Below are 14,546 nucleotides of genomic sequence, written 5' to 3' on the forward strand. Positions count from 1 at the left end.
GCGACGTTCCCTTCCGGGGGACGGGCGACGGGGGTGGACGCCCGGGACGGGTCGGCGGGTGGGGGTGGTGCGGATCGACCGGTGGGGGACGCCCGACGGTCAACCGGTCGGGCTGGTGAGGGACGCGGTGAGCAGGGTGTGTGCCTCGGTGGCGGCGTCGTCGCCCCGGCCGTCGGCGATCGCGGCGGCCAGCCGGCGGTGCCCGGCGACGTCCAGCAGTTCGGTCGCGCGTCGGGCCGGCGGCACCTCGCCGACGGCCAGCGCCCCGGCCACCAGGCTGTTGAAGGAGAGCAGGTAGGCGGTGTTGCCGCTGCCGGTGACGATGTGCCGCCACAGGATGATGTTCGCCTCGGCCATCGCGGACAGGTCCGGGGCGAGGGCGGCGAACCCCTCCACGGTGTCGACGACGACCCGGCGTACCGCCCCGGTGGCCCGGACGGCGCAGCGCCGGGCCGCGTCGACCCCGACGCAGGCGCGCATCTCCAGCATGTCCCGGACCAGGTTCTCCACCGGCAGCACGTCGCCGGACTGGGCGAGGGACAGGGCCAGGTCGAGGCCGGCGTGCTCCCGCCAGTCCAGCACCCGGGTGACGCCGCCCTGGCTGATCCGCAGCAGTCCGAGTTGTTGCAGCCGGCGTAGCGCCTCCCGGACGGCGTGCCGGTTGACGGCGAACGCGGCGGCGAGTTCGCGTTCGCCGGGCAACGGGTCACCCGGGCGGTGCCGCCCGCTGACGATGCCGTCGCGGAGCTGGCCGAAGACGTGGTCGGAGACGGAGCTGCGGGGCGCCGGGACGAAGGTCACGGCAGCAGTCTGGCGGCGTGCTGGTCAACTCGTCAACTGGTTGGACCAGCCGGATCGAAAGAGACGGCGGCCGGGTCCCGCCGACCTGACCGCCGTCCCGACGAACCTCACCGGTGGTCGTTGCCGGGGTGCCCGGCAACGGCCACGCGGACCTCAGGCCCGGCCGCGCTCCCGGCGGTAGCGGCGGATCAGCGCCGCCGTGGAGGAGTCGACGTCGGACAGGTCCGGCGCGTCCCCGGTCAGCGTCGGGGCGAGCTGGCTGGCCATCACCTTGCCCAGCTCCACCCCCCACTGGTCGAACGGGTTGATGTTCCAGACCGCGCCGCAGGTGAACACGATGTGCTCGTACAGCGCGATGAGCTGGCCCAACGTCGACGGGGTGAGCTTCGGCGCGATGATCGAGGTGGTCGGGTGGTTGCCCGGCATCACCCGGTGCGGCACCACCTCGGCGGCCGTGCCCTCCGCCTCGACCTGCTCCTTCGTCCGGCCGAAGGCCAGCGCGGCGGTCTGCGCGAAGAAGTTCGACATGAACAGGTCGTGCATCTCGCCCAGGTCGTGGTTGGGCTGGCTGAACGCGATGAAGTCCGCCGGGATCAGCACGGTGCCCTGGTGGATGAGCTGGTAGAAGGCGTGCTGGCCGTTGGTGCCCGGCTCGCCCCAGAAGATCTCCCCGGTCGGGTGGTCGACCGGCGTGCCGTCCAGGGTCACCGACTTGCCGTTGCTCTCCATGGTGAGCTGTTGCAGGTACGCCGGGAACCGGTGCAGGTACTGCGAGTACGGCAGCACCGCGTGGGTCTGCGCGCCGAGGAAGTCGACGTACCACACGTTGATCAGCCCCAGCAGCGCCGGCAGGTTCCGCTCCACCGGCGTGGTGCGGAAGTGCTCGTCGACGGCGTGGTAGCCGGCCAGCAGCTCGCGGAACCGGTCCGGCCCGACGGCCAGCATCACCGCCAGCCCGACCGCCGACGGCAGCGAGTACCGGCCACCCACCCAGTCCCAGAAGCCGAACATGTTCTCCGGGTCGATGCCGAAGTCGGCCACCCGGCCCGCGTTGGTGCTCACCGCCACGAAGTGCTTCGCGATCGCCGCGTCGTCGTCGGCGTCCAGGCCCGACAGCAGCCAGGTCTTGGCCTGCTCGGCGTTGGCCAGCGTCTCCTGCGTGGAGAAGGTCTTCGACACCACGACGAACAGGGTGGTCGCCGGGTCGAGGTCGTGGGTCTTGTCGTGGATGTCGGTCGGGTCGATGTTGGAGACGAACCGGCAGGCGATCCCGCCGTCCCGGTACGCCTTGAGCGCCTCGTACGCCATCACCGGCCCGAGGTCGGAGCCGCCGATGCCGATGTTGACCACCGTGCTGATCCGCTCGCCGGTGTGCCCGCGCCACTGCCCGGAGCGGACCCGCTCGCTGAACGCGGCCATCCGGTCCAGCACCCGGTGCACGTCGGCGACCACGTCCTGACCGTCCACGGTCAGCGCGGCGTCGCGCGGCAGCCGCAGCGCGGTGTGCAGCACGGCCCGGTCCTCGGTGGAGTTGATGTGCTCCCCGGCGAACATGGCGGCGATCCGGTCGGTCAGCCCGACCCGCCCGGCCAGCGCGGTGAGCAGCCCGACCGTCTCGTCGGTGACGAGGTTCTTGCTGTAGTCGACGTGCAGGTCGGCGACCTCGCCGGTGAGCCGCTCACCCCGTTGCCGGTCGGCCGCGAACAGCTCCCGCAGGTGGGTGCCGCGCATCGTCTCGGCGTGCTTGCGCAGCGCCTGCCATTCGTCGGTGGTGGTCACACTCGCAGCCATCGGGTCGATCTTCTCCTTCACGACGGTCGTCGGCGCGTGGTGCCGCCGACGGTTCGCGTCCCAGCCTGCCACCCGGGGCGCGGCCACGCGACGCGACCCGGCGCGGCGGGTGGCGCGGCGTGCCCCGCGACACGCCAATGCGACAGGTGTACGACACGCCGCCACGGCGAGACAGCCCGTCGTCGCTGACAGTAGGCTCGCCCGTGCCCCGCCCCCTTTCGGCCCGGGAGGAACCATGGCGACGGTGACCGGACCCCGCCGTGCGGCCGGCGCGGACGAGCCCGACGAGTCGGCCGCCGATGCCGGGCTCGACCTGCCGGAGCTGGCCGACGGCGCCTGGATGCACCACGCCACCGCGTTCGCGCACACCAGCTTCCGTGCGGTGGCCCGCCGGCTGCCCCGGCTGGTGCGCGAGGCCGTCGCGTTGGCCTGGGCCACCAGCCGGCGCGACACCCTCGCCGCGATCGGCCTGAACCTCGCCGCCGGGGTGATGACCACCCTGGGCCTGCTCGCCACCACCGGGGTGCTGCGGGAGTTGTTCGCCGCCGGCCCGACGCCGGACCGGGTCCGGGCCGCGCTGCCCGCGCTGGTGCTGGCCGCGGCGGCGGTGGCCGTCAAGGGCACCCTGACCGTCACCGCAGGCTGGGCGCAGGCCCGGCTGATCCCGCAGATCACCTACGCGGTGGAGCTGCGGCTGTTCGAGACCACCACGGCGGTCGAGCTGGCCGCCTTCGACGACGCCGGCTTCGCCGAGGAGATGGACCGGGTCCGCGACCGGGGCACGGCCGAGGCGGCGTCCATCGTCGACCACACGGTCAACCTGATCACCGGGGTGGTGGGCGTGCTGGCCACCGCCGCCGCGGTGACCGTGATCCAGCCGTTGCTGCTGCCGTGCCTGCTGCTCGCCGCGGTGCCCGAGGCGGTCACCGCGGTCAGGATGGCCCGCCGGCAGTACCTGGACATGCTGGCCCGGATCAACAGGCGTCGCCGGATGTGGATGCTGGCCAACCTGATGGCCAACCGGCACACCGCCGCCGAGGTGCGGGCCTACCAGATGCGCGACTTCCTGCTCGCCGAGTTCCGCCGGATGATGAGCGCCGAGACGGCCGCGCTGCTGCGGTTGGCCCGCGCGCAGAGCCGGACCCGGGCCGTCGGGATGTCCATCGGCGGGATCGCCGCCTTCGCGGTCTACGCCGTGCTCGGCGGGCTGCTGCTCGCCGGCCTGGTCGCGCTGGCCGCGGCGGCGACCGCGTTGCTCGCCCTCCAGTCGGCCCGCAGCAGCCTCGCCCTCGCCGTCTTCGCCACCAACAACCTCTACGAGGACGCCCTCTACTACCAGGACTACCGGGACTTCCTCGACCGCGCCGAGGGCCGGACCGGCACCGGGCCGGGGCGGCCCGCCACCGGCTTCGACACCATCGAGCTGGACCGGGTGAGCCTGCGCTACCCGGACACCGACACCCCGGCCGTCGACGAGGTCAGTCTCACCGTCCGGCGGGGCGAGGTGGTCGCGCTGGTCGGGGAGAACGGCTCCGGCAAGACCACCCTGGCCAAGCTGATCGCCGGTCTCTACCGGCCCACCGGCGGGGTGATCCGGTGGGACGGCGTCGACGTGGCCGACCTGGACCCGGCGTCGACCGCCGCCCAGGTGGCGGTGATGACCCAGGAGTGGTGGAAGTTCCCGTTCACCGCCGCGCAGAACATCCGCATCGGCCGGTACGACCGGTCCCCGGACGCGGCCGGGCCCACCGTCGAGGACGCTGCCCGGTCGGCCGCCGCGCACGACATGATCGCCGGGCTGCCGTTCGGCTACGACACCCTGCTGGCCCGGGAGTTCAAGAACGGCCACGACCTCTCCGGCGGGCAGTGGCAGCGGCTGGTGGCGGCCCGGGGCCTCTACCGGGCCGCCCGGCTGCTGATCTGCGACGAGCCGTCGGCCGCCCTCGACGCCCGCGCCGAACACGCGCTGTTCCAGCATCTGCGGCGGCGGCCCGACCGGACGGTCGTGCTGATCACCCACCGGCTGGCCAACGTCCGGCACGCCGACCAGATCTTCGTGATGGACCGTGGCCGGCTGGTGCAGCAGGGCGACCATGACGCGTTGATGGCCGTCGACGGGCCGTACCGGGAGCTGTTCGCGCTGCAGGCCAGCGGCTACCTCGCGGCGACCGACTGAGCGGCGGCCGGCCACGCCGCCGGGCCACTGCCCGCCGGCCGCTGTCGAAAGGTTTCGAGGCCGTGTCGAGCCATCGGACCGGCCGCGCTGCCTGTGCTGGTCGGGGCCGTCCCGGCCGGGGGCGCACCACGCGCGGCGACGATCGGGGATCGACGTTCGTTGAACTTTCGGAGATGTTTCGATAGCGTCACGCGGGTAACCCCTCGACCTCTGCGGTGACGGTCGAGCGACGGCACAGGCTGGCGTGGCCTCCGGGCGACCATGCCGCCTCCCCGGGCCGGTCACCGCACTCGGGCGACAGGCCGGGGCGGTGCACCCCCTCACCGTTGTGGAAAGGCGTCTGCCATGAACCATGTCTCCGCCCGCGGCAGCGGGCGTCGGACACCAGCACGGCTGCGTGCCGCCCTGGTCTCGATCGCCAGCGGCGTGGTCGCCGTCGGCACCACCGTCGCCCTCGCCTCCAGCGCCAGCGCCGGCACCACCCTCGGTGCCGCCGCCGCCGAGACGGGCCGCTACTTCGGCACCGCGGTGGCGGTGAACAAGCTCTCCGACTCCGTCTACGTCGGCATCCTGAACCGCGAGTTCAACATGGTGACCGCCGAGAACGAGATGAAGTGGGACGCCACCGAGCCGAACCAGAACCAGTTCAACTACTCCAGCGGCGACCGGCTGGTCAGCCACGCCCAGGCCAACGGGATGCGGGTCCGCGGTCACGCGCTGGCCTGGCACCAGCAGCAGCCGGGCTGGGCGCAGAACATGTCCGGCACCGCGCTGCGCAACGCGATGATCAACCACGTCACCCAGGTCGCCACCCACTACCGGGGCAAGATCTATGCCTGGGACGTGGTGAACGAGGCGTTCGCCGACGGTGGCGGCGGTGGGCGTCGTGACTCGAACCTCCAGCGCACCGGTAACGACTGGATCGAGGCGGCGTTCCGGGCCGCCCGGGCCGCCGACCCGGGCGCGAAGCTCTGCTACAACGACTACAACACCGACGGGCAGAACGCGAAGAGCAACGGCGTGTACGCCATGGTCCAGGACTTCAAGGCCCGGGGTGTGCCGATCGACTGCGTCGGCTTCCAGTCGCACTTCAACAGCCAGTCGCCGGTGCCGTCGGACTACCAGGCGAATCTCCAGCGGTTCGTCAACCTCGGCGTCGAGGTGCAGATCACCGAGCTGGACATCGAGGGTTCCGGCAGCTCCCAGGCCGACAGCTACTCCCGCGTCGTCCGCGCCTGCCTGGCGATCTCCCGCTGCACCGGCATCACCGTGTGGGGCATCCGGGACACCGACTCCTGGCGGGCCAGCGGCACGCCGCTGCTCTTCGACGGCAACGGCAACAAGAAGGCCGCGTACACCTCCACGCTGAACGCGCTCAACGCCGGCGGCACCACCGTCCCGCCGACCACGCCGCCGCCGACCACCACCCCGCCGCCGCCCACCACGACCCCGCCGCCCACGACCCCGCCGCCCACGACCCCGCCGCCCACGACCACCCCGCCGCCGACCACGACCCCGCCGCCCGGTGACGGTGACTGCACCGCGTCGGTGTCGTTGAACTCCTGGCCCGGCGGCTTCGTGGCCACCGTCAAGGTCACCGCCGGCCCGGCCGGGCTCAACGGGTGGGTGGTCAACCTGACCCTGCCGTCGGGGGCCACCGTCACCAACGCGTGGAGCGCGCAGAACACCGGCACCTCCGGCGCCGTCAGCTTCCGCAACGTCAGCTACAACAGCACCGTCGGTGCGGGGGCCAGCACCGAGTTCGGTTTCCAGGGCACCGGCAACGGTCCCACCGGCACGGCGACCTGCGCCCGCGCCTGACCGGACCCCGACCCCACCCCGGCGCGGCGGCGGCGACCGTCGCGCCGGGGCGGTCCGGCCGCCCGTCGCACCCGGGCGGCCGACACCCCGGTCAGAGCGCCGTCACCGGATGCCGGACCACCCCGTCGAAGAGGTACCCGAGGTCGTTGACCCCGGCCCGGTCGGGCTGGCCGCGACCGGTCACGTCCACCGCGCGGGCCCGCAACGTCCACCGGCCGGCGGCCGGCGGACACCAACGCGTCGACCACCGCTGCCAGGGTCCGCCCCGGTCCGCCCCGACCAGGGTGGCCGGCCGCCACCCGTCGCCCGTGTCGACCTCCACCCGGTCGATCGGGCCGGCCCCGGACCAGGACCGGCCGGTCAGCGTGGTCTCGACGCCGGCCGGCAGCCGGGCGTCCCAGGGCAACTCGAACGCGCTCTTGACCGACTGCGTGTCGGCCGGCCCACCGTCGGCCGGCTGGCCGGGGCCGAACATCCGGTAGAGGCCGGTGTTCCACGGGGAGAACAGCGGCGTGGTGGAGACCTCGATCGCGCCGACCCACTTCACCGAGGAGATGCCGATCCAGCCGGGCACCACCACCCGGACCGGGAAGCCGTGGTCCGCCGGCAGCGGCACCCCGTTCATCTCGTACGCGAGCAGCACGTCGTCGAGGGCCTTGCCGATCGGCAGCGGGCGACGGACCCGGCCGAGGTCGACACCCCCGGTGACGTACGGCGGGTCCAGGCCCTCCGGCATCACGTCCACCGCGTCGGCGGTCAGCCCCGCGTGCCGCAGCACGGTGGCCAGCGGCACCCCACGCCAGCGGGCCACCCCGACGCCCCCGAGCCGCCACTGCACCCCGGAGACCGGGGTGTCCTGCTGGCTGGCGAAGAAGTGCCGCCCGTTGCCGGCGCACTCGACCAGGGCGGGCAGCTCGACGGCGGGCAGCGCCCGCAGGGTGGCGTAGTCGAGTTCGACCGGGGCGTCGCGGGTCGGCGCATCGCGCAGGCCGTCGCCGTACAGCCGCAGCCGCCACGTGCCGGCGTCGATGCGCGGGGTGTGGGTGTGGTTGCGGACGAAGAACCTGTCGTTCGGCACCACGTAGCCCTGCCCGGCCATCGCCTCCCAGCGCAGCTCGGCGTTGCCGTCCAGCGGGGTGAGCAGCGCGGGGTCGAGCGGCTTGACGATGCCCGGGTCCACCCCGACCGGCTCGGCGGCGAGCGCGACCGGCTCGCGTCCGTCGTCGGCGGCGGCGAGGGCGCTCATCGCCGTGCCCAGCGCGATCAGCTCGGCGCGGGACACCCCGGGGTCCCGGGCCTGGCCGGCCAGCCACTGCCGGGCCCGGCGGGCGTCGTGGTCTGCCTCGTCGTACGACACAACGGTGGACACCGGGGGCTCCTTCGGCTCGGCGGGTAACTCCTATTGAATCAGTAGGAGTTGCCCGCCGGGCAGGGCCACTGGTCGACCCGGGCCGGGGCCATTCGGTCAGATCGCCGCAGCCAGCGTCACCACCCCCGCCGCCACCAGCACCCCGGCCCACAGCCGGTCCACGTTGAACCAGGCCCGACGCAGCACCCCGACGCCCAACACCCCGTACACCACCAGCGCCACGGTCAGCGCGACGCCCAGCATCGCCACGGTGTGCACCCCGGCGGCGGCCAGTCCGGTGAGCGCGCCGGCCGGGGCCGCCGCCAGGTGCCCGGCGTGCCCGCCGGTCGGCGGGTCGGCCAGCAGCACCGGCAGCAGCATCAGCCCGGCACCGTGCGCCGACGACATCAGGAACGACCAGCCGGCGACCTGCGCCGTCGACAGCCGCATCCCGGCCCAGCGGAAGTGCCGCTGCGACAGCAGCCGCCACAGCCCGAACCCGACCAGCACCGCCCCGCCGGCCACCGTCAGCGCGGTGCTGGCGGTGACCGACCGGGTGGCGGTGACCAGCGCGGCGACCACCGCCACCGAGGCCAGGTGACCCGCCGCGACCGGAGGCAGCGCGGCCAGCAGCGCCGCCCGGCGGCGCTCCTGCAACCCCCGGGCCACCGCGAAGAGCCAGCCCATCGCCGGATTCAGCCCGTGGAACGCGCCGAGCGCCGCCACCGCCAGCAGGGTCCGCCCGGTCACGGGAAGCAGTACGAGTCGGAGCTGGCGTCGCCGCCCTGCAACCGGGTCTGGTGCACCCGCAGCCCCCGGAACTGCTCGCCGTGCGGGAAGAACCGCTCGTCCGGGGTGAGGCCGCCGTGTTCCGGGTCGACGTCCAGCTTGGCCAGCCAGGCACCGACCCCGTCGGGATAGAACTGGTCGTCCCAGGAGCCGTAGAGCGAGTTGCTGACGTAGACCCGTCGGCCGTCCCGGCTGACCTCCACCATCTGCGGGCCGCCGGCGAGCGGCTCGTCCGGGGCGGCCGGGTGGGCGGCGCGGGCCACGATGCCGCCGAGCCGCACCGAGCCGACCAGCACCGGGTGGAAGGGGTCGCTGACGTCGTACCGGCGCAGCTCTCCGGTGCCCCAGCAGGAGACGTAGAGGAACCGGTCGTCCACCGACAGGTCGATGTCGGTGACCAGCGGGGGCACCGCGCCGAACGGCTTGAGCAGGTCCGGCAGGTCCGCCGGGTCGGCCGGCTCGGCGGGGATGTCGATCACCCGGGTCACCGCCCACGGGGCGTCCGCGCCGTCGCCGTCGCGGTGCCACAACCAGACCGACGCCGACAGGTCCTCGACGCTGATCACCACCCCGACGAAGCCGTACGACCGGGTCGGGTCGTGCGCCGGGCGCAGCTCCAGCGGCATCTGGTACTGGTCGCCGAGGTCTACCCGCTGCACGTGCCGGCGCTTGGCGAGGTCCCAGAAGTGGATCGCGTGCCCGTACTTCCGGCCCAGCAGCAGCTCGCCGACGATCCCGTCCTCGATCATCGACGGGGTACCCCACTCGCTGGTGACCAGCACGTCCTGGGTGAGGTGCCACCACACGTCGTACGCCAGGAACTGCGGGCCCCGGTCGGCCTCCCAGGCACCACGGACGGCGAAGGTGGTGTGGTCGAGCACGGCGATGCCACCGGGCCCCTCGGCACCGTCGACGCCGCCGAGCGCCGACAGGTAGATGCCGTCCGGGCCGCAGTGCACGGTGTGCGGGCGGGAGTAGCCGGCCTTCTCGGCCAGTTCCTCCGCGCCGATCACCTTGACCAGGTGCGGGGCGCGCGGGTCCGGCCGGGTGTCGAACACGTGGGTGCGCGACGACCGCAGCCCCGGCACGATCAGGTAGCGCCGCTCGACGTGCGGGTGGGGAGCGGTCGGGCAGAGCGCGCTGCTGCACGCGTTCCACCCGAAGTGGTGCAGTTCGTCGCCGGTGTGCGGCAGGTCGGTCCAGCCCACCACCTGGCCGTAGTCGGCGGACTCGGGATCGGTGTCGAGCACGACGATCGCGTCGGGCCGTTGCGCCGTACGGTCGAACGCCGCGACGTAGGCCAGCTTCTCGGCGGGCGCGACGGCCGCCTCGCGCGGGGAGGGGTAGAAACTCGGGTCGGGTGTCCAGCGGGTCATCGTCTTCTCCGGGGTCAGACGGCGGGTACGCCGAGGCGGTCGAGCAGCCGGCGACGCAACGCGCCGAAGGCGGGCTGCTCGGGGGAGCGGGCGGGGCGGTCGGCGGCGCGCCCGGCGGGGTCCAGGTCGACGGTGATCTCCTCGGCGATGACGCCCCCGTCGAGCAGCAGGATGCGGTCGGCGAGCAGCAGCGCCTCCTCGACGTCGTGGGTGACCAGCAGGGCGGCGAAGCCGTGCTCGGCGCGCAGCCGCCGCAGCAGGGACTGCATCCGTAGCCGGGTCAGCGCGTCGAGCGCCCCGAACGGCTCGTCGAGCAGCAGCAGGTCCGGCTCGCGGACGAGCGCGCGGGCCACCGCGACCCGCTGCGCCTGGCCGCCGGAGAGTTCCGCCGGCCAGGCCCGACGGCGGTCGGCCAACCCCACCTCGGTCAGTGCCCGGTCCACCCGGGCGCGCACGTCGGGGCCGGTCAGTCCCAGCGCGACGTTGTCGCCGACCCGTTTCCAGGGCAGCAGCCGGTGTTCCTGGAAGACCACGGCTGCGGTGCCGCGCAGCCGGGTCCCGCCGGTGGCGTCGGCGTCGAGGCCGGCGAGGACCCGCAGCAGGGTGCTCTTGCCGGAGCCGCTGCCGCCGAGCAGCGCCACCACCTCACCGGCGGCGATGCTCAGGTCGACCCCCGCGAGCACCGGCCGGCCGTCGAAGGCCCGCCGTACCGCGTGGGCGGTGAGCACCGCCGTCCCGGCGGTGGCCTCGTCGGTCAGGTCGCGCGCAGGCCGCGTCGCCATGTCAGGGTCCTCCTCTCCAGCATCCGCAGGGCGAGGTCGGACAGCAGCCCGAGCAGCGCGTAGACGACCAGGCCGAGCACCACCACGTCGGTCTGGCTGAACTCGCGGGCCTCCATCATCAGGAAGCCGATGCCGGTCTGGGCGTTGACCTGTTCGCCGACGACGAGGCTGAGCCAGGCCGCCCCGATCGCCAGCCGCAGCCCGAGGAACAGCGACGGCAACGCCCCGGGCAGCACCACGTGCCGCAGTCGGGCGGCGGGCCCGAGGCCGCAGGCGCGGGCCGCCTCGACGAGTCGTTCGTCGATGTCCCGGATGCCGGCGTAGGTGTTGAAGTAGATCGGGAAGAACACGCCGAGCGCGACCAGGGTGATCTTCAACGACTCGCCGATCCCCACCCAGATGATCAGCAGCGGGACGAGCCCCAGGTGGGGCAGCATCCGGGCCATCTGCACCGGCGGGTCGACCAGGTCGTCGCCGAGCCGGAGCAGGCCGGCGGCGGCGCCGAGCACCAGCGCCAGCAGCCCGCCGAGGAGCAGCCCGACGCCGGCCCGGGTGAGCGAGTCGAGCAGGTGGACGCCGAGGGTTCCGTCGGCGGACAGCCGTACGCCGGTGGCGAGCACCCGGCTCGGTGCGGGCAGCTTGTCCGGGGCGAGCAGCCCGGCGCGGGCGGCGGCCTCCCATCCGGCGACCAGCAGGACCGGGCTGACCAGTCGTCGCCAGCGTCCGCCGGTCCGCCGTCGCGGCCCGGCGTCCGGCGGGGCCGCCACGGCGGTCGGCGGCGTGGTGACCACCACGGTGGTGCTCACTGGAACACCGCGCTGAACCGGTCGTCCACCCGGCCGGCGATGTCGACCGGGCCGGGGACGAGGTCGAGGGCGGTGAAGCCGTCCGCGATGGCCTGGAGTTCCGCGCCGACGGCGGGGGTGACCGGGGCCAACGGTCGGGCGCTGCGGGCCAGCGCCCGGGTGGTGACGTCCAGCGGGATCTTCAGTTCGGGGGCGAGCACGGTGGCGCGTTCGGCCGGGTTGGCGATCCCCCAGTCGGTGACCTTCCGGTACGCGGTGAGGAAGTCGCGGACGTCGTCGGTGCGGTCCCGGACCACCTCGGGGGAGGCCAGCACGTACTCCCGGTTGCCGGCCAGGCCGGTGGCGTCGGCGAGTACCCGCACCCCGGGCTGCTCGGCGAGGGCGAAGTACGGGTCCCAGATGATCCAGGCGTCGATCTGGCCGTTGTCGAACGCGGGCCGCCCCTCGGCCGGCTTGAGGTACTTGACGGTGATGTCCTTCAACGTCATGTTGTTCGCCGCCAGCAGCCGGACCAGCAGCCAGTGCACGTTGCTGCCCTTGTTCAGCGCCACCGTCCGGCCGCGCAGGTCGGCGAAGGTCTTCAGGCCGCTGCTCTGCTTGACCAGCACCGCCTCGCCCTGCGGGATCGGGGCCGAGGTGCCGATCACCGAGAAGGGGATCTTCGCGGCGGCGGCGAAGACCGGGGGCGCCTCGCCGACCTGCCCGATGTCGATCGCGCCGGCCTTGAGCGCCTCGGTCAGGGCCGGGCCGCTCTCGAACAGCGACCACTGCGCGTCGGGTGCGGCGTTGCGGGCCTTGACCAGGCTCAGCCCGCCGAAGCGCTGGTAGCCGATGCGCAGTGGGCCGTCGCCGGCCCGCGCGTCGGCGTCGTCGGCGCAGCCGGTGACCCCGCCGACGGCAACCAGGGACAGGGCGGTGAACAGGGCGGTGGTCAGCCGGCGCAGGCTCCTCGGCGGGGTGGGCATGTCGGCTCCTCGGGAGTGGACGATGGGGCTCGCGACGCCGGAGGTCGGCGGCGCGCAGTAACCTACCAAGCCGATAGGATTTATGGGTAGCCTGTCGTGGTCGTCGTCCCATCCCTCAGGAGGACCCCCGATGTCGCTGACCTTCCACTGGTTCCTGCCCACCTACGGCGACAGCCGCGACATCGTCGGCGGCGGCCACGGCGTCGCGGTCGGCACCGCCGGTGGGGCCCGCCCCGCCACCGTCGCCTACCTCGGGCAGATCGCCCGCAGCGCCGAGCAGCTCGGCTTCGTCGGTGCGCTCACCCCGACCGGGGCGTGGTGCGAGGACGCCTGGCTGGCCACCGCGATGCTGGCCGAGGTCACCGAACGGCTGAGGTTCCTGGTCGCGTTCCGCCCCGGGCTGCTCTCACCCACCCTCGCCGCCCAGATGGCCGCCACCTTCCAGCGGCTTTCCGGCGGCCGGCTGCTGCTCAACGTGGTCACCGGCGGTGAGTCCGCCGAGCAGCGCGCCTACGGCGACTTCCTCGACAAGGACGCCCGGTACGCCCGCACCGACGAGTTCCTGCACGTCGTGCGGTCACTGTGGCGGGGCGACACCGTCGACCACGCCGGGGAGCACCTGCGCGTCGAGGGCGCCCGGCTGACCCGGCTGCCCGACCCGGTGCCGCCGGTCTACTTCGGCGGCTCGTCCACCGCCGCCGGCCCGGTCGCCGCCCGGCACGCCGACGTCTACCTGACCTGGGGCGAGCCGCCCGCCCAGGTGGCCGGCAAACTCGACCACATCCGCGCCCTCGCGGCCGACACCGGCCGGACGCCGCGCTTCGGCATCCGGTTGCACGTCATCGCCCGGGACACCGCCGATCAGGCCTGGGCGCAGGCCGGCCGACTGCTCGACGGCATCGACGAGGCCGACATCCGGGCCGCCCAGGAGGGGCTGCGGCGCAGCGAGTCCGAGGGGCAGCGTCGGATGCTGGCCCTGCACGGCGGCAGCCGCGACGGGCTGGAGGTCGCCCCGAACCTCTGGGCCGGGGTGGGGCTGGTCCGGGGCGGGGCCGGCACCGCCCTGGTGGGCAGCCACACCGAGGTCGCCGACCGGATCGCCGAGTACCACGCGCTCGGCATCGACGAGTTCATCCTCTCCGGCCACCCGCACCTGGAGGAGGCGTACTGGTTCGGCGAGGGGGTGCTGCCGATCCTGCGGGCCCGGGGGCTGTGGCGGCACCCCGCTGGTGAGCCGGCCCCCGACCCGACGCCGAGCGTCCCGTTCGCCCCGCAGCCCGCCCGGGTCTGACCCGGCACCTCCGGCGGGCCCGGCGGGTGAGGTCCTCGCCGGCCGGACGTGGCGGGGTCAGTGCCGGCCGGCGAGGAAGTCGGCCAGCACCCGGGTGTGGGTGGAGAAGGCCAGCTCGACCGGCTCGGTGAGGACCAGCCACTCGGTGGCCTCCTCGGTCGGCGTCGACGGGGGGAGCTGCGCGGCCGGCCGCTCCGGCAGCACCCCGAAGATCATCATGGTGCCGCCGTGCGGGGCGCCGTACACCGCGAACAGCCGGGCCCGCTGCGCCTCGTCGACCAGCCCCGTCTCCTCACGCAGCTCCCGCACCAACGCCTCGGACCACTCCTCGCCGTACTCGACGAACCCGCCGGGCAGGGCGAGCTGGCCCCGGGCCGGTTCGATGTCCCGGCGCACCACCACCAGGCCGAGCCCGGCGTCGGTCCGTACCGGCAGCAGCGCCACCGCGACCGGGGTGGGGTTGCGCCACACCGTCTGGCCGCAGGTCGCGCAGAGCCGGGGCCAGCCGGCGTCCGGCGGATAGGCCGCCCCGCAGTAGTGACAGTGCGCGTACGGCAGGACGGTCATGCCGCCGCACGTTACCGCCCCCGGGCCGCCCGG

At 74.0% G+C, this 14,546-nt stretch carries 12 protein-coding genes; 3 read left to right on the plus strand and 9 right to left on the minus strand.

Going from position 1 to position 14,546, the window contains the following annotated elements:
- Positions 1–99: 99 nt before the first annotated feature.
- Together FJK98_RS15850 and pgi are read right to left on the minus strand one after the other, a co-directional pair.
- Positions 100–801: a FadR/GntR family transcriptional regulator gene (locus tag FJK98_RS15850; protein ID WP_145919710.1), complete on the minus strand. Its 702-nt coding sequence runs from the start codon at positions 799–801 to the stop codon at positions 100–102.
- Positions 802–954: 153 nt separating this feature from the next.
- The gene (pgi, locus tag FJK98_RS15855; protein WP_145919711.1) at positions 955–2,592 is read right to left on the minus strand and encodes a glucose-6-phosphate isomerase; all 1,638 of its coding nucleotides are present in this window, start codon (positions 2,590–2,592) and stop codon (positions 955–957) included.
- A gap of 235 nt (positions 2,593–2,827) precedes the next feature.
- Between pgi and FJK98_RS15860 the strand changes: the two genes are divergently transcribed.
- Positions 2,828–4,768, plus strand: a complete 1,941-nt coding sequence (locus FJK98_RS15860) for an ABC transporter ATP-binding protein (protein ID WP_145919712.1) — start codon at positions 2,828–2,830, stop codon at positions 4,766–4,768.
- Between the two features lie 345 nt (positions 4,769–5,113).
- Positions 5,114–6,589, plus strand: coding sequence for an endo-1,4-beta-xylanase (locus FJK98_RS15865; RefSeq protein WP_145919713.1), 1,476 nt, complete (start codon positions 5,114–5,116; stop codon positions 6,587–6,589).
- A gap of 91 nt (positions 6,590–6,680) precedes the next feature.
- On the opposite strand, the gene FJK98_RS15870 is transcribed toward FJK98_RS15865, so the two are convergent.
- From FJK98_RS15870 to FJK98_RS15895, 6 genes are all read right to left on the minus strand, one after another.
- On the minus strand, positions 6,681–7,958 hold the full coding sequence (locus FJK98_RS15870) for a sulfite oxidase (RefSeq protein WP_205789464.1): 1,278 nt from the start codon (positions 7,956–7,958) through the stop codon (positions 6,681–6,683).
- 96 nt (positions 7,959–8,054) lie between these two features.
- On the minus strand, positions 8,055–8,687 hold the full coding sequence (locus tag FJK98_RS15875) for a hypothetical protein (protein WP_145919714.1): 633 nt from the start codon (positions 8,685–8,687) through the stop codon (positions 8,055–8,057).
- Positions 8,684–10,102, minus strand: a complete 1,419-nt coding sequence (locus FJK98_RS15880; RefSeq protein ID WP_145919715.1) for a selenium-binding family protein — start codon at positions 10,100–10,102, stop codon at positions 8,684–8,686. Before FJK98_RS15880 ends, FJK98_RS15875 begins: the two co-directional genes overlap by 4 nt.
- A 14-nt stretch (positions 10,103–10,116) precedes the next feature.
- Entirely contained in the window at positions 10,117–10,884 is a 768-nt protein-coding gene (locus FJK98_RS15885) for an ABC transporter ATP-binding protein (protein WP_145919716.1), read from the minus strand.
- Complete coding sequence (locus FJK98_RS15890) at positions 10,857–11,690, minus strand: ABC transporter permease (RefSeq protein WP_145919717.1); 834 nt, start codon at positions 11,688–11,690, stop codon at positions 10,857–10,859. The genes FJK98_RS15885 and FJK98_RS15890 overlap by 28 nt, the downstream gene beginning before the upstream one ends.
- On the minus strand, positions 11,687–12,655 hold the full coding sequence (locus FJK98_RS15895; RefSeq protein WP_145919718.1) for an aliphatic sulfonate ABC transporter substrate-binding protein: 969 nt from the start codon (positions 12,653–12,655) through the stop codon (positions 11,687–11,689). Before FJK98_RS15895 ends, FJK98_RS15890 begins: the two co-directional genes overlap by 4 nt.
- Before the next feature lie 130 nt (positions 12,656–12,785).
- Here FJK98_RS15895 and FJK98_RS15900 point away from each other — a divergent pair, with 130 nt between their 5' ends.
- Positions 12,786–13,946 (plus strand): LLM class flavin-dependent oxidoreductase, encoded by a 1,161-nt coding sequence (locus tag FJK98_RS15900; RefSeq protein WP_145919719.1) that lies wholly within the window; start codon positions 12,786–12,788, stop codon positions 13,944–13,946.
- A 57-nt stretch (positions 13,947–14,003) separates the two neighbouring features.
- Here the strand turns inward: FJK98_RS15900 and FJK98_RS15905 are convergent, their stop codons facing one another.
- Positions 14,004–14,513 carry an NUDIX domain-containing protein gene (locus FJK98_RS15905; protein WP_145919720.1) on the minus strand — a complete coding sequence of 170 codons (510 nt, stop codon included), beginning with the start codon at positions 14,511–14,513 and terminating at the stop codon, positions 14,004–14,006.
- Positions 14,514–14,546 lie beyond the last annotated feature (33 nt).

Origin of the sequence: Micromonospora sp. HM134, assembly GCF_007833915.1 — a bacterium.
GTDB lineage: Bacteria > Actinomycetota > Actinomycetes > Mycobacteriales > Micromonosporaceae > Micromonospora > Micromonospora wenchangensis.